The 21,241-nt window shown below is 64.9% G+C and carries 19 protein-coding genes; 10 read left to right on the forward strand and 9 right to left on the reverse strand.

Annotation, left to right across the window (positions count from 1 at the left end; translation table 11 throughout):
* Positions 1-29: 29 nt before the first annotated feature.
* A complete protein-coding gene (locus tag AC6H34_RS06440) occupies positions 30-683 on the reverse strand; it encodes a TetR/AcrR family transcriptional regulator (RefSeq protein ID WP_448150797.1) in 654 nt (217 codons plus the stop codon).
* A gap of 179 nt (positions 684-862) precedes the next feature.
* Between AC6H34_RS06440 and AC6H34_RS06445 the strand changes: the two genes are divergently transcribed.
* From AC6H34_RS06445 to AC6H34_RS06460, 4 genes are all read left to right on the forward strand, one after another.
* Positions 863-2,209 (forward strand): HlyD family secretion protein, encoded by a 1,347-nt coding sequence (locus AC6H34_RS06445; protein WP_448150796.1) that lies wholly within the window; start codon positions 863-865, stop codon positions 2,207-2,209.
* Between the two features lie 123 nt (positions 2,210-2,332).
* Positions 2,333-3,919: a DHA2 family efflux MFS transporter permease subunit gene (locus tag AC6H34_RS06450; protein ID WP_448150795.1), complete on the forward strand. Its 1,587-nt coding sequence runs from the start codon at positions 2,333-2,335 to the stop codon at positions 3,917-3,919.
* Between the two features lie 167 nt (positions 3,920-4,086).
* A complete protein-coding gene (locus tag AC6H34_RS06455) occupies positions 4,087-5,376 on the forward strand; it encodes a glutamate-5-semialdehyde dehydrogenase (RefSeq protein WP_497538257.1) in 1,290 nt (429 codons plus the stop codon).
* Positions 5,377-5,468: 92 nt separating this feature from the next.
* On the forward strand, positions 5,469-6,002 hold the full coding sequence (locus tag AC6H34_RS06460; RefSeq protein WP_497538258.1) for a transcriptional repressor: 534 nt from the start codon (positions 5,469-5,471) through the stop codon (positions 6,000-6,002).
* Between the two features lie 37 nt (positions 6,003-6,039).
* Here AC6H34_RS06460 and AC6H34_RS06465 read toward each other — a convergent pair whose 3' ends face one another.
* A complete protein-coding gene (locus AC6H34_RS06465) occupies positions 6,040-7,134 on the reverse strand; it encodes an FUSC family protein (RefSeq protein WP_497538259.1) in 1,095 nt (364 codons plus the stop codon).
* A gap of 234 nt (positions 7,135-7,368) precedes the next feature.
* Here AC6H34_RS06465 and ispG point away from each other — a divergent pair, with 234 nt between their 5' ends.
* On the forward strand, positions 7,369-8,622 hold the full coding sequence (ispG, locus tag AC6H34_RS06470; protein ID WP_497538260.1) for a flavodoxin-dependent (E)-4-hydroxy-3-methylbut-2-enyl-diphosphate synthase: 1,254 nt from the start codon (positions 7,369-7,371) through the stop codon (positions 8,620-8,622).
* A 105-nt stretch (positions 8,623-8,727) separates the two neighbouring features.
* Here the strand turns inward: ispG and AC6H34_RS06475 are convergent, their stop codons facing one another.
* Positions 8,728-8,946 (reverse strand): hypothetical protein, encoded by a 219-nt coding sequence (locus AC6H34_RS06475; RefSeq protein WP_497538261.1) that lies wholly within the window; start codon positions 8,944-8,946, stop codon positions 8,728-8,730.
* 112 nt (positions 8,947-9,058) lie between these two features.
* Here AC6H34_RS06475 and gcvA point away from each other — a divergent pair, with 112 nt between their 5' ends.
* The gene (gcvA, locus tag AC6H34_RS06480) at positions 9,059-9,976 is read left to right on the forward strand and encodes a transcriptional regulator GcvA (RefSeq protein ID WP_497538262.1); all 918 of its coding nucleotides are present in this window, start codon (positions 9,059-9,061) and stop codon (positions 9,974-9,976) included.
* A 107-nt stretch (positions 9,977-10,083) separates the two neighbouring features.
* On the opposite strand, the gene AC6H34_RS06485 is transcribed toward gcvA, so the two are convergent.
* Positions 10,084-10,842, reverse strand: a complete 759-nt coding sequence (locus tag AC6H34_RS06485; protein ID WP_497538263.1) for an RluA family pseudouridine synthase — start codon at positions 10,840-10,842, stop codon at positions 10,084-10,086.
* A gap of 213 nt (positions 10,843-11,055) precedes the next feature.
* Between AC6H34_RS06485 and ftsY the strand changes: the two genes are divergently transcribed.
* Both ftsY and AC6H34_RS06495 read left to right on the forward strand, forming a co-directional pair.
* On the forward strand, positions 11,056-12,285 hold the full coding sequence (gene ftsY, locus AC6H34_RS06490; RefSeq protein ID WP_497538264.1) for a signal recognition particle-docking protein FtsY: 1,230 nt from the start codon (positions 11,056-11,058) through the stop codon (positions 12,283-12,285).
* Between the two features lie 3 nt (positions 12,286-12,288).
* Positions 12,289-12,957: a septation protein A gene (locus tag AC6H34_RS06495; protein ID WP_448150786.1), complete on the forward strand. Its 669-nt coding sequence runs from the start codon at positions 12,289-12,291 to the stop codon at positions 12,955-12,957.
* An 88-nt stretch (positions 12,958-13,045) separates the two neighbouring features.
* Here the strand turns inward: AC6H34_RS06495 and AC6H34_RS06500 are convergent, their stop codons facing one another.
* Positions 13,046-13,753 carry a DUF8737 domain-containing protein gene (locus AC6H34_RS06500; protein ID WP_448150785.1) on the reverse strand — a complete coding sequence of 236 codons (708 nt, stop codon included), beginning with the start codon at positions 13,751-13,753 and terminating at the stop codon, positions 13,046-13,048.
* A 118-nt stretch (positions 13,754-13,871) separates the two neighbouring features.
* Here AC6H34_RS06500 and AC6H34_RS06505 point away from each other — a divergent pair, with 118 nt between their 5' ends.
* Positions 13,872-14,522: a TetR/AcrR family transcriptional regulator gene (locus AC6H34_RS06505; RefSeq protein ID WP_497538265.1), complete on the forward strand. Its 651-nt coding sequence runs from the start codon at positions 13,872-13,874 to the stop codon at positions 14,520-14,522.
* A 20-nt stretch (positions 14,523-14,542) separates the two neighbouring features.
* On the opposite strand, the gene AC6H34_RS06510 is transcribed toward AC6H34_RS06505, so the two are convergent.
* Positions 14,543-15,325: a transporter substrate-binding domain-containing protein gene (locus tag AC6H34_RS06510; protein ID WP_448150783.1), complete on the reverse strand. Its 783-nt coding sequence runs from the start codon at positions 15,323-15,325 to the stop codon at positions 14,543-14,545.
* 117 nt (positions 15,326-15,442) lie between these two features.
* Positions 15,443-16,510 carry a DUF2125 domain-containing protein gene (locus AC6H34_RS06515; protein ID WP_497538266.1) on the reverse strand — a complete coding sequence of 356 codons (1,068 nt, stop codon included), beginning with the start codon at positions 16,508-16,510 and terminating at the stop codon, positions 15,443-15,445.
* Between the two features lie 198 nt (positions 16,511-16,708).
* On the opposite strand from AC6H34_RS06515, the gene AC6H34_RS06520 reads away from it, so the two are divergent.
* A complete protein-coding gene (locus tag AC6H34_RS06520; protein WP_448150781.1) occupies positions 16,709-16,990 on the forward strand; it encodes a BolA family protein in 282 nt (93 codons plus the stop codon).
* A 136-nt stretch (positions 16,991-17,126) separates the two neighbouring features.
* Here AC6H34_RS06520 and AC6H34_RS06525 read toward each other — a convergent pair whose 3' ends face one another.
* Positions 17,127-18,719 (reverse strand): peptidoglycan L,D-endopeptidase MepK, encoded by a 1,593-nt coding sequence (locus tag AC6H34_RS06525; protein WP_497538267.1) that lies wholly within the window; start codon positions 18,717-18,719, stop codon positions 17,127-17,129.
* Between the two features lie 344 nt (positions 18,720-19,063).
* Positions 19,064-21,112 carry a L,D-transpeptidase family protein gene (locus tag AC6H34_RS06530; protein WP_497538268.1) on the reverse strand — a complete coding sequence of 683 codons (2,049 nt, stop codon included), beginning with the start codon at positions 21,110-21,112 and terminating at the stop codon, positions 19,064-19,066.
* Between the last annotated feature and the right edge of the window lie 129 nt (positions 21,113-21,241).

Genomic DNA, 21,241 nt, shown 5'->3' on the forward strand with positions numbered 1-21,241 from the left:
CACATGAAACGCCCAGGCGCCATTGCCGGTTACTTCACACCGTAGCCGGACATGAACACCCGCACCGCCGAGGCCGCGACCTCCCGGATGCGCTCGGCGCTCGGGCTCTGCTTGGTCGCCCTGAACAGCATCGGCTTGATCAGGGGCGCATGCGACATCTCCAGGAACTGGGCGGCGGCAAGCTGGGTGTCGGGAACGTCGAGCTGGCCTGCGGCCACGCGGGTATCGAGATACTCGGCCAGTTTGTTGCGCGAATAGCAGGGCCCCCGCTCGTAGAAATGCTCGCCAAGCTCCGGCATGCGTTCGGCAATGCCCACCACGGCGCGCATGGCCGAGACGATGCGCGGCTGGGTAATGAAGGTGGAGATCTCTATGGCGATGTGCAGCAGCACCGCCTCGACATCCGCAGTGCTGTAGTCGAAATTGAAGATGCCTTCGACATGGGCGGCGCGCTCTTCATCGATGATCACCGAGAAGAGCCGCTCCTTGCTCTCGAAATAGACATAGAGCGTGCCCTTGGATACGCCCGCCTCCCTGGCGATGTCGTTCATGCTCGCGCCTTCGAAGCCCTGTGCCAGGAAGACCTTCCGGGCGCCATCCAGAATCTGGCGACTCTTGGCGTTGTCGACAATCGGCAAAATCGTGGCCGGCACCTTCGGCGACACCGGGCTTTCGGCGAGCATGGCAGAATCCATCCTGTTGTGACCGAACCGTTCGGTTCGATTTCTATTGCCTATCGCAGCCAGCCGTGTTAGTCAACGCGCAAATGACTGAACCGTTCGGTTCGATCAGATTGACCGAACCGTTCGGTACGGACTAGGGGGCCATCCCATGCGGCCTCCGTCCCCAGTGGGAGATGACGATGGACGCAGCTCGCGAACACAACAGTGCCGGCCCGATTGCATCGGACACCGACGGCGGCGACACGACTGTCAACAATGTGGTTACATTGGAGCGCCAGCGCGGCGAAGCGCCGGCGCCGCAGGATGTGCCTTCACCCAAGACTGGCGAAGCCAGGAAGAGCGAGCAGTCTCCTGCCCCCACCACGCAGACGCCCACGGCGCCGGCCACGCCGGGCAAGAAGCGCTCCAAGGCCCGTCTCATCTTCCCGAGCCTGATCGCCATCGCGCTCGTCGCAGGTGGCTGGTACGGCTATGAGTGGTGGACCAACGGCCGCTTCATGGTGGAGACAGACGATGCCTATGTGCAGGCGGATGTCTCCACCCTCGGCATCAAGGTATCGGGCTATATCAAGACGGTGCCTGTCCAGAACGGCGACGCCGTCAAGGCTGGCGACGTGATCGCCACGCTCGACGACACCGACTACCGCACCGCCCTGGCCTCCGCCACCGCGAAGCGCTCCACCCAGACCGCCACGGTCGATCGGATCAACCAGCAGATCACCGCCCAGCAGGCTGCCATCGATACGGCCAATGCCGGTGTCGCTTCAGCCAGGGCGGGCATCGAATCGGCCAATGCAACCGTCGACTCCGCCAATGCGGAGATCGTGCGCGCCAACGCCGCCTTCGATCGCGCCAACACGCTGGCCGCTCAGAACTTCGGTTCCAAGGCAACCCTCGACCAGGCGGTCGCTGACCGGGATCGCGCCAACGCGTCTCTCGCCAGCGCCAAGGCCGGCGTGACGAATGCCCAGGCCGCCCTCACGAGCGCCCAGTCGGCCGTAACGGCCGCCATCGCCAATCTTGCCGTGATCCAGGCCCAGAAGACCGAAGCCGAGCAGACCGCCAAGGAACTCGACGTCGACGTCGTCAAGGCCCAGAACGATCTCGACGCCACGGTGGTGCGGGCGCCGACGGACGGGATCGTCGGCAACCGCGCCGCCCAGCCGGGCCAGTATGTCGCGCCTGGCTCGCGCCTGATCGCCCTGGTGCCGCTGAGGAGCATCTACATCGCCGCCAACTTCAAGGAAACGCAGCTTGCGCCGCTGACCCCCGGCCAGAAGGTTGAGGTGGCCGTGGACTCGATGGACGGCGAAACCTTCGAAGGCACGGTCGGCAAGTTCTCGCCGGCCTCGGGGTCGGTATTCAGTCTGCTGCCGCCCGAGAACGCCACCGGTAACTTCACGAAGATCACGCAGCGCGTACCCGTGCGCATCGAGGTCCCCGCCGACATCGCCCTCAGCGGCAAGCTGCTGCCGGGCCTGAGCGTGGTGGTGAACGTCGATAGCCGTACCGGGCCGAAGGGATAAGCCGGGAAGCGCGGGCGTCTCGCCCGCCCTTCCATTTCCAACAAGCGAGACGTTTCCAAGAGGCGGAGATGGCGGCATGAAGGCATGCCGTCTTGAGCTCCGCGCTCCCAGGAGGAGGCCGCCATGGCCACCGCGACAGCAACAACCGCCGCCATGCCCCTGCCCGCCTCCGACAAGATCGACGGACGCAAGCTCGTCGCTTTCCTCGCGATGGTGTTCGGCATGTTCATGGCGATCCTGGACATCCAGGTCGTCTCGGCCTCCTTGCCGCAGATCCAGGCTGGCCTCGGCGCCTCGAGCGACGATATTCCCTGGGTGCAGACCGCCTATCTGATCGCCGAAGTTGTGATGATCCCGTTGTCGGGCTTTCTATCGCGCGCCTTCTCGACACGCTGGACCTTCGCGATCTCATGCGCCGGCTTCACACTGATGAGCTTTCTGTGCGGCACGGCGACCAACATCAACCAGATGATCGTCTACCGGGCGCTGCAGGGCTTCATCGGCGGCGGCATGATTCCCACCGTGTTCGCGGCCGCCTTCACGGTGTTTCCGCGCTCCAAGCAACCGATCGTCTCGCCGATGATCGGCCTGGTCGCCACGCTCGCCCCCACCATCGGCCCGACGGTCGGCGGCATCCTGACGGATGCGATGTCCTGGCACTGGCTGTTCTTCATCAACGTGGTGCCGGGCGTCATCGTCTCGATCATCACCTTCATCCTGGTCGATTTCGACAAGCCCGACCTCTCCCTGCTGGACAATTTCGACTGGACGGGCCTGCTCTCGATGGCTCTCTTCCTCGGTGCCATGGAATATGCGCTGGAAGAAGGCCCTAACCATGACTGGTTCGACCGGACTTCCGTGCTGGTGATGTCGATTCTCTCGGCGGCGGGCGCGGTTGTGTTCTTCATCCGCGTGCTGACCGCCAAGGCACCGATCGTCGACCTCTACGCCTTCAAGGACTCGAACTTCGCCGCGGGGTCGGCCTTCTCCTTCGTGCTCGGCATCGGGCTCTATGGCCTGACCTACCTATTCCCGGTCTATCTCAGCGTGATCCGCGGCTATGATTCCAAGCAGATCGGCGAGACGATGTTCGTCACCGGTCTATGCATGTTCTTCACCGCCCCCGTCGCCGGCCGGCTGATGGCCAAGATAGACGTGCGCTACATGATCGTGGCGGGCCTGCTCGGCTTCGGCCTCAACACCTGGATCATGACCTATGTCACGCATGACTGGGATTTCTACGAGATCCTGATTCCGCAGATCCTGCGCGGCGTCTCGCTGATGATGTGCATGGTGCCGATCTCCAACATCGCCCTGGGCACGCTGGCGCCCCAGCGCATCAAGAACGCCTCGGGCCTGTTCAACCTGATGAGAAATCTCGGCGGCGCGGTGGGCCTGGCCGTGATCAACACGCTGCTCAACAAGCGCGAGGACCTGCACCTCGCCCGCCTCGGCGAGCAGGTGAACTGGGCCCGCGACAGCGTAATGGAGACCTATGAGAACATGAAGGCCGGCTTCTCCGCCTTCGGCTCGGCGGCAGACCAGATGACCATCTCCAACCTCGTCGGCATGATGCGCCGCGAAGCCTTCGTGCTCGCCTTCTCCGACGTGTTCCTGATGATGACCATCCTGTTCGTGGCCCTGAGCGGCGCCATCTTCTTCGTCAAGCGCCCGCAGGTGATGGGCGGCGGCGGGGGTGGCGGACACTGACGCCGGAGCGTTTCCTGGGAACGCGGACATCTTGCCCGCTCTTGGAAACGCAACGTCTGAGGAAGAGTGCCGACCTGGAGGTCGGCACACCGTTCCCGGGAAGCCTTGCAACCGCCTCCGATCCGGCCTAACCAACTCAGCCTTACTTTTCCAACCGAGGGTGGATCATGCCCGACGCGAACCGGGGAATTGACGACGGCAACGTGATTGCCGTCATGCGCAAACTGGGAACGGCCGCGCGTAGTGCCGCGCGCACCCTGGCGCTCGCCCCGGCTCCACAAAAGAACGCCGCCCTGGAAGCCATGGCCAGGGCTATCGAGGCCAGCGAGGCGGCGATCCTCGCCGCCAATGCTCTCGATGTTGCCGATTCCGTCGCCCGCAACCAGCTCGCCTCCTTCGTCGACCGCCTGACCTTGAACGAAAAGCGCGTGGCCGGAATCGCCCAGGCGATTCGCGAGGTCGCCGAGCAGCCCGATCCGGTGGGTCGCGTGCTGGCGAGCTGGAAGCGTCCCAACGGCCTCGAATTCGAGCGTGTCTCCACGCCGCTCGGCGTGGTGGGCGTGATCTTCGAAAGCCGTCCGAATGTGTTGGCGGACGCTGCGGCGCTCTGCCTGAAAGCTGGCAACGCGGCCATCCTGCGTGGCGGGTCGGAGAGCTTCCGCACCTGCACCGAGATCGCCAAGGCCCTGCGTGCCGGTCTCACGGCAGCGGGCCTGCCCGAGGCTTCGATCCAGATGGTGCCCACCGCCGATCGCAGTGCGGTCGGCGCCATGCTGGCAGGCCTCGACGGCAATATCGACGTGCTGGTGCCGCGCGGCGGCAAGAACCTCGTGGCGCGGGTGCAGGCCGAGGCGCGCGTGCCGGTCTTCGCCCATCTGGAAGGCATCAATCACGTCTACGTGCACGAGCGCGCGTCGCTCGACATGGCGATCCCGCTCGTGCTCAACGCCAAGCTTCGCCGCACTGGCGTATGCGGAGCGGCGGAGACGCTGCTCGTCGACCAGGCGGTGGCGCCGGCTTTTCTGAAGCCGCTCGTCAAGGCGCTGCTCGACGCCGGTTGCGAGGTACGCGGCGATTCCCGCACGCTCGCCGTCGATCCCCATGTGAAGCCGGCGGACGACACCGACTGGGCCACCGAATACCTCGACGCCATCATCTCCGTGAAGGTGGTGCCCGGCCTCGATGCCGCGCTTGCTCATATCGACCGCTACGGCTCTCACCACACCGATGCCATCGTCACGGACGATGACGAGGCGGCCGCCCGCTTCCTCAACGAGGTCGACTCGGCCATCGTCCTCCACAATGCCTCCACCCAGTTCGCCGACGGCGGAGAATTCGGCTTCGGAGGCGAGATCGGCATCGCGACGGGCAGGATGCATGCGCGCGGGCCGGTGGGGGCGGAGCAGCTCTGCTCGTTCAAGTACAAGGTGCGGGGCCAGGGCACGGTGAGGCCATAGTCCGGGATCGCAGGCCGGGATGCCCGTGATCCCAGGGCGCCCATTTCCCTTGGCGGGTGGCAAAATCGCCTCGCCCTTGCTACATAATCGTCATGGCACACAGCCACTCCCACGACCGCAAACATCACGGGCATGATCATCCCGATCATGCCCCGGTTTTCGTTGCGCCAGATCACGACCATTCCCACTGCGCCGAAGGGATTCTCGCGCGGGCGGAGACGCTGAGCGCCGAGCGCGGCGTCCGCCTGACCGCGATCCGTCGCCAGGTGCTGGAGGCGTTGGCCGCCGATCACCATCCCATCGGTGCCTATGAGCTGATCGAGAAGCTGGAAGACGGCGGAGGCAAGCGCCCGGCGCCGATCACGGTCTATCGCGCGCTCGACTTCCTGCTCGAGCAGGGCTTCGCCCACCGCATCGAGAGCCGCAATGCCTTCATCGCCTGCGCACACGACCATTCCGGCAGCGGTGTGGTCATGTTCCTGATCTGCGAGAGCTGCGGAATGGTAGGCGAGGCTGAATCGGACATTGTGGGCCAGGCCCTGGCCAAGGCAGCGGGCGCCATCGACTTCCAGCCTCGCGCCCAGGTGATCGAGATCGCCGGCATCTGCAGCCACTGCCGGGGGTGAACGGGACAGCGCGGGCAGTAGGTGGCCCAGACGCCCGCTACTCCTCCTCGGCCAACTCTCCCGCCCTCTCCGCCAGTTCACCGAGATCCTTGCCGAGCTGCTCGAAACCGAAGCGCAGGGCATAGATGCGGCCCACTTCGTCACTCTCGAGCGCACGGGTGCCCCCCTCGGCCCTCAGCCGGTCCATCGCGCCGACATAGGCGGCGAGGCTTGCTTCAAATCCGGCCAGGTCAGGAGCGACATAGCCGCGGCGGAAAGCATCCGCGATGGATCGCAGCAGGGCCACGGTGGCATCGCGCAGGCCCAGCAAGGGGTCCCGCAGCGTCGGCGCCAGGCTGTCCGGCAGAGCGCGCACGCATACGCGCGCGATGATGACGAGGTCATGCCGCACACGGTACAGCGTGCGTGCCACGGGCTCCACGTCGTGCACATTCGTGAGGTGGGCCTTGCGCTCGCGCGCCGCCTCGTCAACGGCCGAATCGACCTGGCGCAATGCTGCCCGGATGCGGGCCTGGATGGCCGCCACGTCCGGCCTGCCCTGCCCCTCCGTGAGGCCGGCCACCAGGGCCACGAGCAGATCGGCATTGAGGTCGGTCACCTTCGCGGCCGCTATCGCCAGGACGCCGTGAGCGCGCGCGGGCAGGACCACCAGCGCCACAGCAACCCCAACGAGGATGCCGATCGCGATTTCAGCCACGCGCTCCAGGGCGAAGGCGTAGGGCGTGAGCGTCGAGCCCGAGGGGATGAGCACGATTAGCGCGGTGATCGGCGCTACGCGAAAGCTCGGCCGCAGGGCGGCGCACAGCGCCGTCGGTCCCACGGCAATGAGCACCGCCCCTCCCGTCTCGATATTGGAATGGTGCGATATGACGATGGAGACCAGCGCGCCCCATACGGCCCCGACAAGCGTGCCAGCCATGCGGTCCATGGCCGCCTTCACCGATCCGCCGAGACTGGTCTGCATGATGATCACGGAGGTGATGACGGCCCAGCTGCTCTGGCTGAGCCCCACCAGCTTCACCGCCGCGAAGGCGAGCCCCGCCGCTACCGTGATGCGGATGGCGAGCGTCAGCTCCGATCGCCTGGATGCTGACCATTTGAGGATGGAGGCCGAACTCAGGGCGCTGATCATCGAAATCTCTTCACATCACTTCCATCAGGCCATGTTATCGGCGGGCGATGAGCTTAGGATGTCACGGAGATTCAGACTAGAGGCCGACTGGCGCGCCAATCTTCGGCGTGCCCCCCCGAAACGCCGCTCCATGCGCAGGAAAGGATCGGATGGCTGCCGGCGGTTCCAGGAAGCGCGTCTTGACCTCCCCAGCCCGAAGGTCCATGTCATCCGCAAACAATTCTCCGGTGCCCGATGATCCCTTCCTATGAGCGCTTCGGCCTGAAACCCCGCCGCACCACCGTTCCCGTCGATGTCGGTGGCGTCACCGTCGGCGGCGGCGCGCCCATCGTCGTGCAGTCGATGACCAATACCGACACCGCCGATGTCGACGGCACGGTGCGCCAGGTCGCGGCCCTTGCGCGGGCCGGATCCGAATTGGTGCGCATCACCGTGGATCGCGATGAAGCCGCGGCGGCCGTGCCGCGCATCAAGGAAAGGCTGCTGCGCGTCGGCATCACCACGCCGCTGATCGGCGACTTCCATTATATCGGCCACAAGCTCCTGGCCGATCATCCCGCCTGCGCCGAGGCGCTCGACAAATATCGCATCAATCCCGGTAATGTTGGCTTCAAGGACAAGAGGGATCGGCAGTTCGGGGCCATCATCGAAACCGCCATTCGTCACGGCAAGCCGGTGCGCATCGGCGCCAATTGGGGCTCGCTAGACCAGGAACTGCTCACCCACCTGATGGACCAGAACGCCAGGAGCGCGGCGCCCGTCGATGCACGCACGGTCACCTGGGAGGCTTTGGTGCAATCGGCCCTGCTGTCGGCCGACCGCGCGGTGGAAATGGGCCTACCGAAATCGAAGATCATCATCTCCGCGAAGGTTTCTGCCGTGCAGGACCTGATCGCGGTCTACAACGAGATGGCAAGCCGTTCCGACTATGCCCTCCATCTCGGCCTCACCGAGGCGGGCATGGGCTCGAAGGGCATCGTCGCCTCGGCCGCCGCCCTTTCTCCGCTGCTGCAGGCCGGCATCGGCGACACCATCCGAGTCTCGCTCACGCCGGAGCCGGGCGGCGACCGCACCCAAGAGGTCAAGGTCTCGCAGGAGATCCTGCAGGTGATGGGCATCCGCACCTTCGTGCCGCTGGTGGCCGCCTGCCCCGGTTGCGGACGCACCACCTCCACCGTGTTCCAGGAACTCGCCCAATCCATCCAGGGCTTCATCGTGGATTCCATGCCGGAATGGAAATCGCGCTATCCGGGGGTGGAGACGCTGAAGGTCGCGGTGATGGGATGCATCGTGAACGGGCCGGGCGAGAGCAAGCACGCCGACATCGGCATCTCGCTGCCGGGCACGGGCGAGACGCCCACCGCTCCGGTTTTCATCGACGGCCAGAAGGCCGCCACCCTGCGCGGTGCCGGCATCGCCGAAGAATTCAAGCAGATAGTGATCGACTATATCGACCGGCGCTACGGCGTGAGGCCGGCCGCCGAATAGCCTTCCCTGGGACCGCCGGCATCCTGCCGGCCCCCTTTTTCGACCAACGCTCGGTTTCCAGGAACCGGCAGGATGCCGGCGGTCCCAGGAAGAGGTTCACGCGCATTACCGATAGCGGTCGATCAAATCGCGCGCCGACAAAGGCATCTCCGTCCCATATCTCCTTGCCTCCGGCCCTTCGATCAAGCCGATATCGCGCAGAAGATGGTCGCTGATGTTCGGCGGCAGCGACCCTGGGACAAGCTTCCGGCGCCTACCCGACAAGCTCGGCAAGCCGCTTGTCAGATAAGGCCACTTTATCCTATTGAAGAGCGTGGTCGTCATGGCAACTTTCCCTGTTGCTGGAATAACCAGCAGATTTGCCGCATGATCCCACGCTAGGCATCTTCCGGCCAATCGAAGCTGCGTCGCTACCCATAAAGAGACCTTATGCATCATGGCACATGCGCTCCCGCCCCTGACCGCCTTGCGCGCCTTCGAGGCAGTGGCGCGGCATTTGAGCTTCACCAGAGCGGCAGAAGAGATCGGCATGACGCAGGCGGCCGTCAGCTATCAGATCCGCGTGCTGGAAGAGCGCTTCGGCGGTCCGCTCTTCCTGCGCCGGCCGCGCCAGGTGGAGCTCAGCGAAGCCGGGCGGCGGCTCGCTCCCGCGGTAACGGAGGCCTTCGCCATGATCAGCGAGGCCTATGCCGACGCGCGCGGCGAAGAGCACGGCACGCTCACCATCTCGGCTTCGGTGACCTTCGCCACCATGTGGCTTGCGCGCCATATCGGCACCTTCCAGATCGCCCATCCCGCCATCGCCGTACGCATGGACGCCAGCAACCGCATGGTCGACTTCACGCGTGAGGAGGCCGATGTCGGCATTCGCTCCGGCAACGGCCAATGGCCGGAGGTCAGTTCGCATCTCCTGATGCCGGGCGACTTCACGCCGGTGCTGAGTCCCCGGCTGGCCGCCAGCCTGAATTTGCGCGAGCCAGCCGATCTATTGCGTTTGACGCTGCTCGATTCCGACGATCCCTGGTGGCAGGAATGGTTCGCGGCTGCCGGCATCACCTATGAGAAGCCGGTGCGCCATGGCAGCCTGGGCATGCAGGCCCTGGTCGCCTCGGCTGCCCTGGCAGGCCAGGGCGTTGCGATCCTCTCGCGGGCGCTCTACATCACCGACTTGGCGGAAGGCCGGCTGGTGCAGCCCTTCGATCTGGTGGCCAGCAGCGATTTCGGGTTCTTCCTGGTCTATCCCGAGGCTCGCCGAAACGTGCCGCGCATCAAGCTGTTCCGGGAATGGATTCTGCGCGAATCGGGCATTCTCCCCTCTCCCGAGCCGGGCGAGAACCCAGACCTGTCCCTGTAGGAAATGCTTCGCCGAAGACCAAGGAAGCGTCGTCTCGCTGGAAGAGAGCCAGCCCCGGGCCGCTCCTCACCATCCGCTCGAGCGGTGGTCGAGACGAGCGAAGCCAATCAGGGTCGCGTTTTCAAGCCCCGGCGCACGACCGGTGGTTCGGGCGGACGCAACAATTCCGCCGGTGTCGGGCTGATGGCCCCCTCATAGCCGAGCCGGCGCAGCCGCTCCTCCATATGATCCGGTGGAGGTGCCTCAGCGACGACGGGCGGCTTCTTCGGCAGGATCGGCACGGTTACCGACCGCGCATGCAGATGCAGCACCGGCCCTCCCATACGCGGCGCCGTACCATAGATGGTGTCGCCCACGATCGGAAAACCCGAGGCGGCACAATGGACACGCAGCTGATGCGTGCGGCCGGTGCGCGGTTTCAGCTCCAGCCAGGTGAGCCCTTCGGCACGGCCAAGCACGCGGAAATCGGTCTGAGCCGGCAGGCCGTCATCGGTCGGCTTCATCCACCAGCCGCGCTCCGGCGAACGGCGGGCGATGGGCATGTCGATCAGCCCCGCATCCTCGATGGGACCGCCTTCGACCACCGCCCAATAGGTCTTGCTGATGCCGCCATCGGCGAACAGCTCGTTGAGGGTGCGTAGAGGCCGGGCATGGCGGCCGAGCACCAGGCAGCCCGATGTGTCCTTGTCGAGACGATGGGCGAGTTCCGGTGGCTTGGGCAGACCGAAGCTCAGCTGGCCGAGCATTGCCGACAGGTTCGGCCCGCCCTTTGGCCCGGCATGCACGGGCAGGCCGGCAGGCTTGTCGAGGATGAGAATGAGGGCGTCGCGATGCAGCAGCCGGGCGGTCAAATCGAGCGAAATCATCGCTTAGCGCTATCCCGATTGGCCTGAATGAGCTAGAGCAAAATGCGTTCAAGCTGAAACGTTTTTCCAGCGAGGCTCGTCGAACGCGGGCGCGTTTTGCGATGCTGGATGTTTCCGTCTGAGAACGAAACGCGCTAGAGCTTCCTGCAATGGATGACTATTTCTTCGTGGTCCTTGCCTTTGGGCAGTGCACGAAAGACGACAAGAGTTTCGATGACTGAAAGCGAAAAGCAGAAGCCCGGTTTCTTCTCCCGCCTGTTCGGGCGAGGATCGGCGACCCCGGAGCCGGTCGAGCCGGAGACGAGCGACGCGCCGCAGCCTGAACCGAAGCAGCCCGAGGTAGAGCATCCTCTCGAGGCGCTTATAGAGCCGGCGCCCCTCGCCGCTGCCGAACTGATCATTCCCGAGCAGCCTGTCGATGCCGTGCCGCCTCCACAGGAACCGCCCCCGTCCCCCCTCGCGACGCCGGCGCCGATGGCGCCCCCTGCTCCGGAGGCGGCCGCCCCCCTCCCGGCCCCCGCGGAGAAGAAGTCCTGGTGGAAGCGCCTCAGGGACGGCCTGTCGCGTTCCTCTACCGCCATAAGCCGCGGCATCACCGACATCGTGATGAAGCGCAAGCTCGATGCCACCACCATCGAGGAGCTGGAGGACGTGCTGATCCAGGCCGATCTCGGCGTCGACGTCTCCACCCGCATTGCCGCCGCCATCGGCAAGGGCCGCTTCGACCGCCAGATCAGCCCCGAGGAAGTGCATCAGGTGCTGGCGAGCGAGGTGGAGGCTATCCTGACCCCCGTCGCCAGGCCGCTGGTGCTCGACCGCTCGAAGAAACCTTTCGTGCTGCTGATGGTCGGCGTCAACGGTTCAGGCAAGACCACCACCATCGGCAAGCTCGCCGCCAAGTTCTCCGCCGACGGCCTCAAGGTGACGCTCGCGGCCGGCGATACGTTCCGCGCCGCCGCCATCGAGCAGCTCAAGGTCTGGGCCGACCGCACCCGTTCGCCCATCGTGGCGCGCGAGCAGGGAGCGGATTCCGCCGGCCTCGCCTTCGATGCCCTCAAGGCGGCGCAGGAAAATGGCTCCGACGTGCTCCTGATCGATACCGCCGGCCGCTTGCAGAACAAGACGCAGCTGATGGAGGAACTCGCCAAGGTCGTGCGCGTGATCCGCAAGATCGACGAAACCGCCCCGCACGCCGTCCTTCTGGTCCTCGACGCCACGGTGGGCCAGAATGCCATCTCCCAGGCGGAGATCTTCGGCAAGACCGCCGGTGTCACCGGCCTCGTCATGACCAAGCTGGACGGCACGGCCCGCGGAGGCATCCTAGTGGCTCTGGCCGCCAAGTTTGGCCTGCCCGTGCACTATATCGGTGTCGGCGAAGGCATCGACGACCTCGAACCCTTTTCCGCCCGGGACTTCTCCCGCGCCATCGCCGGGCTGGAGTGAGCCATGTTGTTGGAAACCGAAGCGCCCGTGCGTGAAAAGGTCAATCCCATTCTCAAGCTGGTGCTGGAGATGGGTCCACTGGCCCTGTTCTTCGTCGCCAATGTGAAGCCTGCGCTTTTCAATCCGCTGGTGGAGCGTTTCATGGCCCCGGCCCTGTTCGAGGGGCCGAACGGCAATGTCTTCACGGCCACCGCCGTCTTCATTCCCGCCACGATCGTGGCGCTCGTGGCCGGTCTCATCCTGACGCGCCGCATCCCCATCATGCCGCTGGTTTCCGGCATCTTCGTCATCGTCTTCGGCGCCCTGACGCTATGGCTGCAGAACGACATGTTCATCAAGATGAAGCCGACCATCGTCAACACCCTGTTCGGCGCGATCTTGCTGGGCGGCCTGGCGATGGGCCGCCCCCTCATCCGTTACGTGCTCGACGCCGCCTTCGACCTGCAGCCCGAGGGCTGGCGTAAGCTCACCCTGAACTGGGGGCTGTTCTTCCTCTTCCTGGCGGTGCTGAATGAAGTGGTGTGGCGCAACTTCTCCAGCGAATTCTGGGGCGGCTTCAAGCTGTTCGGCACCATGCCGATCACCCTGATCTTCACCATCACGCAGGTGCCCATCCTTCTGAAATACGAGGTGAAGCAGCAGGGGGCCTCGGCAGAGAAGGACAAAGCCTGACTTCAAGATACCCTCGGCCCTCTCGGACCCGGGGTCGTTGCCTGTCCCAAATTCCCGCCCCGACGCCCTCGGGCAGGAGCATCACCCGCTAACGGGCCGCTATCGGCTGCGGGCCGCCCACCACATCGACGCGACGCAGCCGGTCGAAGATGGCCACATGCAAAGCGAAGAGACAGGGCACGAGGAAGGCCGGGATGAGAATCCACGGCACCATCGTCATGATCCCGCTACCGGGCGGGTCCAGGAACAGGCGGGCCGGGCCGGGCGAGGAAGTGGCGCCCAGGGCAATTGCGCTGACGAGGTCGAGGCCGCCAAGCAGGTTCCAGCCGTGGATAATGGCGGTCCCGCGGGAATTATGCGCAAGCCAGGCCACCGGCAAGGCCGTGATGCCGATGGCGATGTCTCCCCATCCCGCTGATGGCGCGAAGGGAGCAGGCAGCCTGTGGGCGGCGTAAAGCAGGACGAAGGCGACGCCCAGAACGCGGATGGCATGGCCGGCGACCAGCAGGGCGACCGGGGGCCGGGCAAGCGGAGCCGTCCGCCCGGCCCTCAACAGCAGCCAGGACAACGACACGGCCGGAATCAGCACAGCAGCGCCGAGGCCTGCCACCCCGTCTCCAGCCACAGCCAGGGAGCCGGTGGCGCCCAGGTACAGAACGAAGACGAACCAGGCCGCGAGCGCCGCAGCGGCGATCAGCCGCCCGCGCGGCGTCTGTGCCAGGACGAAGGAAAGGGTTGCGATAACGATCGCACTGGCCGCTGCGTTTACGGCAGCGAAGACGATGTCGAAATACATGCGAACCTCCGTGCACGGCTGCTGCACCCGGCCTTTACAGGACGCTACCGCGTCGGTACCAATTGGTACCTATGATAGAAGATATGGTACCCTATGGTACCAATGTCAAGGAGGCATTGTGCCGAGACGCTCCGTTCCCACCCAGGCGATGACAGCAAGCCAGGCAACGCCCGCGCGCGAGCGCATCCTCGATGCGGCATTCTCGGCCTTCATCGCGGAAGGGTATGCGCAGGCGACCATGCTGGAGATCGCAACCCGGGCCAGGGTCTCCAAGCGGGAGCTCTACGCGCTGGTCGGCAACAAGCAGGACATGCTGGCTGCCTGCATTGCCGAGAGAGCCGGCCGGATGCGTTCGCCAGTCGACACGCCCCCGCCCCGCGATCGCGAGGGCCTTGTCGACTTCCTGACGGCATTCGGGGAGCGGCTGCTCTGCGAGGTGAGCGAGCCCACCGTAGTCGCCGTCTTCCGTCTGGCGATCGCCGAGGCCGAAAGGGCACCGGAAGTCGCCCGAACGCTCGATGTCATGGGGCGGGCAGCGGCCCGGAACGAACTGGCGGTGATGCTCGCCAAGGCACAGGCATCAGGCCTGATCGAGGGATCCCCGGCGGCCATGACGGAGCAATTCCTGGGGCTGCTCTGGGGAGACCTGCTGGTGAACCTGCTGCTTCGCCTCGTCGATCAGCTGGGCAAGGAAGAAGCCCGACGGCGCGCCCACGACGCGGCCAGCGCCTTTCTGCAGCTCTATCCGGCAGAGGCAGCTTCGAACTGAGTTGACCCCGGGCGGTGCTCTCACTCAAACCACTTGTCGTAGACCTTCTGATAGGCACCCGTTTCGATCGACTGGTGCAGCCACTGGTCCACGAACCCCTTGAGGCCGATGTCGCTTTGCAGCCAGTAGGCCTTCTCGGCGAAATCGAACGGCTTGTCGGGGTGGACCGCGCACAGCACGCCGCGGTGCAGCTTTTCCTGGAAGCGGGTCTCGGAGGCATCCGTGATCATCAGGTCGGCATGCCCGGCGGCAACCTCGTCAAAGATTTTGGTGTTGTCGGGAAAGACCACGATCCGGGCCTGCTTCAGATGAGCCCGGTCGAACTTCTCGTTCGTGCCGCCGGGATTGGCGATCACCGTCACATCGGGCTTATCGATCCCTGCGAGGGTGTCGAACTTTCCCTTGTCGCCACAGCGGGCGATCGGCGTCTTGCCCTCCCGCATATAGGGAATGGAGAACAAGCCCCTCTTCTGGCGGTCGAGCGTCACCGACACGCCGCCCATGGCGACATCGAACTTTCCTGCCTCGAAGTCCGCAGCCAGTGTTGGCCAGCTTGTCGGCACGATTTCGAGCTTGACCCCGAGCGCATCCGCGAGGTTCTGCGCAAGATCGATATCGAAGCCGGAAAAGGCGCCGCTGGCCGGGTCCTTGAAAGTGAAGGGCCGGTAGTCACCCGTGGAGCCAACCTTGAGCACGCCGGCGGCAAGTATGGCATCGAGGCCGCGTTCGGCTCCTGCATCCTTGGCGAAGGCCGGCGAGCAAGCCAGGAAAAGGCCGATGAAAGCGGCAAGCAATCGGAACATGAACCCTCCGCAGGACCTGAAGAGCCGCGGGAATCGATTCTGGATCGACGCCCGCGCTCTGGATCCTGTCATCCTACGGAAGCTGCCTCCGAGGGCAATGCCGGAGGATCGAATACCTCAAAACAGCCTTGGTACCTTGCCTGCCGGGAAGGCGCCGATGTTCACCTTGCCGTTGGCGACCCTCACCGGCACCTCCACCGCAGCCTTGCCGTCGATGTTGGTCGGCTTTCCGAGCATGGTAAGACCCACGCCGAGGAGACTGGTCAGGCTGGCAGGGACATGGCCGGACTGCTTGAGCGTATCCGCGAGTTCAGGCACCCCCGACAGGGCAACCACGAGGTCTCCGGAGGGATGGCCGCTGCTCTCCAGCCCCACCGTGCCGTTGGCCTTGACGCTGCTGGGACCGCGGTTGAGCTGCGCCTGCGTGATGGTCAAGGTGCCGCCATTGTCGGCCCAGTCGCGCAGGCGATCCTCCATCGGCATGGGAGAGAGATCGATCTTGGTGATGGTGCCTCGGAAGGTCGCGCTCAGCGGAGAGGTCGCGCCAAGGAACATGTCGACCGGGGCGAGAGCCTTGGCGTCCACATCGGCCGCGAGATCGTAGGCGCCGGGCGCGGCATTGGCCCCTTCGGCCACGCGCACATGCGCCTCGACATTGGCGTTGTCGAACAGGGTCTCGGCGTTGCCGCCGCGATCGACAACGGTGGTCAGTCCCTTGACGACGATGTCCGCATTCTGCGGCCCGGACGTCCAGATCGCTGCGCTCGCTTCGGCGCTGGTCCAGTTCGAGGTCACGGTCACGCCGTCGCCTTCCTTGTCGACCAGCACCATGGGGCTCTTGGCCTCGAGCAGCACCTTGTTCGGCTGGTAGACCTGCGCCACCGCGTTGATCTCACCGAGTTTGGCGCTGAACGCCTTGCCGGCCCGCGTACCCTCGACACTGGGGCTGGCGCAATGAACCTCGATGCGGAAGGGATAGCCGCCGACGCTGCGTTGCTGGCAGTTGATCTGCCGGCCCAGTTCCGCCTGCTTGGCAATGAAGCGATCCATCTCGGTATCGACCCGGCTGGTGGCGTACCACCAGAATCCGGACCAGGCGAGGGCAAGAACGCCCAGCACCATGGTGGGCAGGAAGATCCGGCGTGAGGAGCGGCGCGGTGCGGCAACGGTCAGGTCAGTTGGCAAGGGTTTTTTCTCATGAAGACTGCGCCGCGTAGCAATGCAGGTACAGGCCTGTCAATTGCCTGCGGCTTGCGGGCTGGCATGCGTTCATCTCGCACCTTCTTGTTGCCGCAACGCGCTCTTTCTTTTTCGATACGATGCTCTATTGCGGAGAATTGCGGCTGGGACGTGTCGTCCGGCCGAACGACGGGACTTTTGGCTATGTCTTCCATCCATGCCTTGATCGAGACCACGCTGCGCGACGCCTTCGCACCGGAACGGCTGTCGGTGCTGGATGAATCCGCCGCCCATGCCGGCCATGCCGGCCACAGTGGTGGGGGTGAGAGCCATTTCAGGGTCCGGATCATATCCAGCGCCTTTGCAGGCCGCAGCCGCGTGGATCGCCATCGCCTCATCAACGCGGCCTTGAAGCCTGCCTTCGAGAAGGGCGTGCATGCCCTCGCGATCGAGGCCGGTGCACCAGGAGAAGCCGTGAGATGGTAGGCTGCGGCACGGGCATCCTCCTCCGCTCCTGAAACGAAGGGTCAGGAACAAAAAGCGGAGTGCCCGTGGCAGGCACTCCGCCTTTTTTCTTTGAGAGGCTGCTTGAAGAGCGGGCGAGGACGTCCGCTCCCCCACCTCAATTCGAAGCGATCGAGCCGGTGAAGATATCCGGCATCGGCGCGAAGCTTGCCGTCCGCAAAGGCTTGACCGCCGCGCCGGTGAACTTATCGGCCCGCAAATCCTGATAGGCGCTGACGCCGAAGCGGATCACCACCGTCTTGGAGGGCGGCGTGATCAGCGAGGCCGTCTGCCCGAGATCGGGCTTGACGAGCTGTGCCTGCTGCTTGTTGCGGGCGGCTGCTACCGGCGCCGAGAGCGAAACGAAGTTCTGCTTCTCGAAGCGCGTTGCAATCAAGGCTGGGCGCGACGGACGCGAGGTATTCGTTACCGGCGTCAGGTCGGCAAAGCCGAGTGCCCGTTGGGACTGCCGATTGGCATTACGCTTCATGAAGCCTTCGCTGTTCTGGGACAGGTCGGCGAAGATCGGCGGCTTGGGATCGACCACCGGTTTTGTCTGGGTACGAGCATCGACAGCCGGCTGGGTGGCCGGAGGATCGAGTGCCGCGACCTGCTGAGGAACAGGCTGGACAGGCTCGCTGTCCGGACGGATCGGCGGCAGCGGGATGTTGGAAGCCATCTGAGCGGGCGCACCGTTCGGACCGGCCTGCCAGACCATGCGCGGACCGGCATCAGCCGAAGCCAACTGCGGCTGGGCCGCATCCGGCGTCTGCGGCTCTGCCTGCTGAGCATCGATATCCGAAGGACGACGCGACGGCAGAGGTACCGGTGCCAGCCGCGGCGGCGTGACATCCGCCTCGGCCATGGCCATCTGCGGCAACGGTGCCGGCGGCGGCACCGCAAGGGTACGGTTCCGGCTGCTGCGCGTATCGGCCTGCGCCACGGCCACGGGCACCGGTGCAGAGGGCGGAGGCGCGGAGGTCGTGGTATTGCTGGAGCGCACGCCGAACAGGGCGGCGAAGAAGCCGCCGCCGCTGGAGGCGCTGCTGTCGCCGGCATCATCCTCGCCCGCGCCGCCGCCAACGGCACCGCCATTGCGGCGGATCTCGTTGAGAGCAACGTCGTAGCCAGCCATCGGACGGCCGTCGGAGGGAATCAGCACGGTCTTGCCATCGGGGAAGACCGAAGCGAGTTCACTGCGGCTCATGCGCGGCCACATGCGCACGCCACCGGCATCCATGTGCACGAAGGGCGAACCGGACGTCGGATAGAAGCCGACGCCGCCGCGCTGGAGGCGCAGGCCGGCCACACGCAGCTTGGAGAGCGACACGCCGGGAATGAAGTAGTCGATGGCCTTGCCGAGCGTATGCTGGCTGAACTTGGCGACACCACGGGAGCGGCGGCGCAGCATGTTGTTGGTGCCGGGCGAACGATAGCCGCAGACGATGTTGATCGGCTGGGAAGCACCAACCTGGCGATAGACCAGCCACAGCGTGTCGAGCACGCGCGGATCCATGCGCACGGCCTCGTTCTTGCGCCAGTCGCGCAGGAACCAGTTGATCTGCTTAAGCGCGGCCTGATCGTAGGAACCGTTGCGCTTGTAGACGATGTTGATGGTCTCTCCGGTGTGGAGATGGCGCATGCTGAGCGAACGGGTGTCACCGTTGGCGACGGCATCTTCCGTCGGCCGGACCAGAACCGTCATCACCATGGCTGATGCGAGGGCTGTGGCCAGAATGCGTCCGGTACGCTTGACACTAATCCGGGGCAAAAGGCTGAGTGGATTCTGCACGATTACGGCTCTCGGCGGAAAGACTGGCGGACCGGGATGGAAAGACTATCCAAGGATGGAATGGCCGACACCTGGTCCAGATTGATGGAGTCTTGCCGAGATTGGTTAAAGCACCGTTGATGCACCGTTCGACCCCTCAGTTTTATCCGTCTGCCTCGGCCCTATGAAAGGCCTTTTGCTGGCGAAACGTGGCAAAAAGACGAACGAAGGGTTGGTTTGAGCCAACCCTTACTAAACATGGTTAAATCGATCCATAACAGATTTCAGCCCGAAAGGCCAAGAGCCGAAATCACCTTCCTGTCGTATCCATAGATGTCGTCGAACAATTTCAGATCGCCATCATCGTCCACGCGGGCCGTGAAATAGGCGATATGGACAGGAATTTTCTCTTTCAAATCAATGCGCTGCTCTTTGCCCCCGACCAGGCCCTCCACGCGATCCGCGGTCCAGCCATTATCCGCTCCCATGACGATCTCGGCGAACTTGTAGGGGTTATCCACACGCACGCAGCCATGGGAAAAGGCCCGCTTGTCCCTCGCGAACAGGCTGCGCGAGGAGGTATCGTGGAGGTAGACCGAGAAATTGTTAGGGAACATGAATTTTATGTGGCCGAGGGCATTGTCCTCGCCCGGGGGCTGCCTTACCTGCATCTGCCCGTTGGCGTAAGTCACCACAAAGCCATGGCGCTGCAGGTAGTCGGGATCGTTGGCGAGCTTGGGCAGATATTCCTTCTTGATGATCGACTGGGGCACGTTCCAGGAGGGGTTCATCACCACGAAGGCCATGGTGTCGGAGAAGATCGGCGTCGGCGTGTTGGGCTTGCCCACCACCACACGGGCATCATGCACCAGTTCGCCGTCCTTGGTGACGCGGACCGTATATTCCGGCACGTTCACCATGACGTTGGAGACGCCCATGTCGTGGGGAAGCCAGCGCCAGCGTTCCATGTTCGCGACGATCTCGTTCTCGAGATTGACGTGCGGCTGGCGCAGCCCGGAATTGAGCGCGGCAACGGTCGCAGGACCGAGCGTTCCATTCGGCTTGAGGTTGCGCCGAAGCTGGAAATCGCGCACCGCATTCCGCAGGGATTCATCATAGATGTCGTTGTCCGCATCGCTCGCCGTCACGCCTAGGCGCGTGCGCAGGAGCGCGACGCGGGTATCGGCCATGCCGACCTTCAGGGTCGGGCCCGACGGCACCACGGGCGGCGGGTTCTCCGCCGTTGCGGCGTTGGCGGCACGCACTTCGGCGAGCTTGCGCTTGAGGGCGAGATATTGCGGGGCGATCGGATTGTAGCCGTCCATCACGGCCACCGGATCGGACGCGATCGCGACCGAAGCGAGCGCCGCGAGCGCGTCGGGCATGTTGGGCGCAGCCACGATGTCGCGTCCGATCTCCTTGGTGTCGACCCGGCCGGACGAAGCCTCGCGGATGTAATTCAGCACCGCCAGCGATATCGCGATCTCGGCGTCGGCCTGCGCGCCGGCATCGCCCTTGCCCAGCGCGTCAAGTCCGGGCACGCGGAAGGCGCTGGCATCGAGACCGTCCTCGTCGGCACGGCCCATGCGGTCGATCAGCCCCTTGGCGACCGGCGTGAGAGCATCGTTCTCCACCCAGAGGGGAACGCCGCCGCGCAGGGTATAGAAATCACTGACCGCCTGCGCATACGGGCCGCGCTTGGCGATCTCGGCGAGCTTCGCCGCCAGAACCGGGGCGACCGGATTGATGGCAGGAGTGGATGCCTGGGCCGGAGCAGGCGCCGCGGGCGGCGTTACGGCCTGCACGGGAGCGGCCGGCTGCTCGGGCGGAGCGGCGGCATCGGCAGGAGCGGCAGTCGCGGGCGGAGTCGCGGCCTGCACAGGAGCCGCCTCGGGCACTGCAGGCGGAATCTGGGGCGTGGGGCCTGCGGCGGGCGTGTCTGAAGCGGAGGGAACGACAGGTGACGCGGAGGCGGTGGCGGAAGTGTCGGCCGGCTTGGCAGGCACCACGCCTTCCGGTCCCGGCGTGGTGGAAATCGAGGTCGGAACATCGGGAGCGGTCACGCTCTCGGCAGGAGCGGAAGGAGGCACTGCCGCGGGAGCGGGCACCGGTACGTTCTCAACCGGAGCGGGTGTCAGGGCTGAAGTTGAAACCGGATCTCCGTCGGACTGGGCCGGCTGCTTGACCGCGGCCTGCTCCTTCGGCGAAGCCGCGGCCGGTTCCGTCTGCGGGCTCGCAGGGGCAAAGGCATTCTGCTTTTCGGCCGCGCTCAGCGCGGGTACCGCAGGTGCGCTATTATCTTGGGCAAATGCAGGCAGCAATACTGCGCTCAAGGCCAACGCCAGAGCAACCGAACTCAACAAATTGGAGCGGTAACTCATTTTATCCCTCAATCCTGGCGCGCAATGTTTGAAGCGCCAACTTCCATTATTTCGATAGTGACCAGTACTATGCCAGATTCA

Source organism: Labrys sp. ALF-8, from assembly GCF_059699065.1.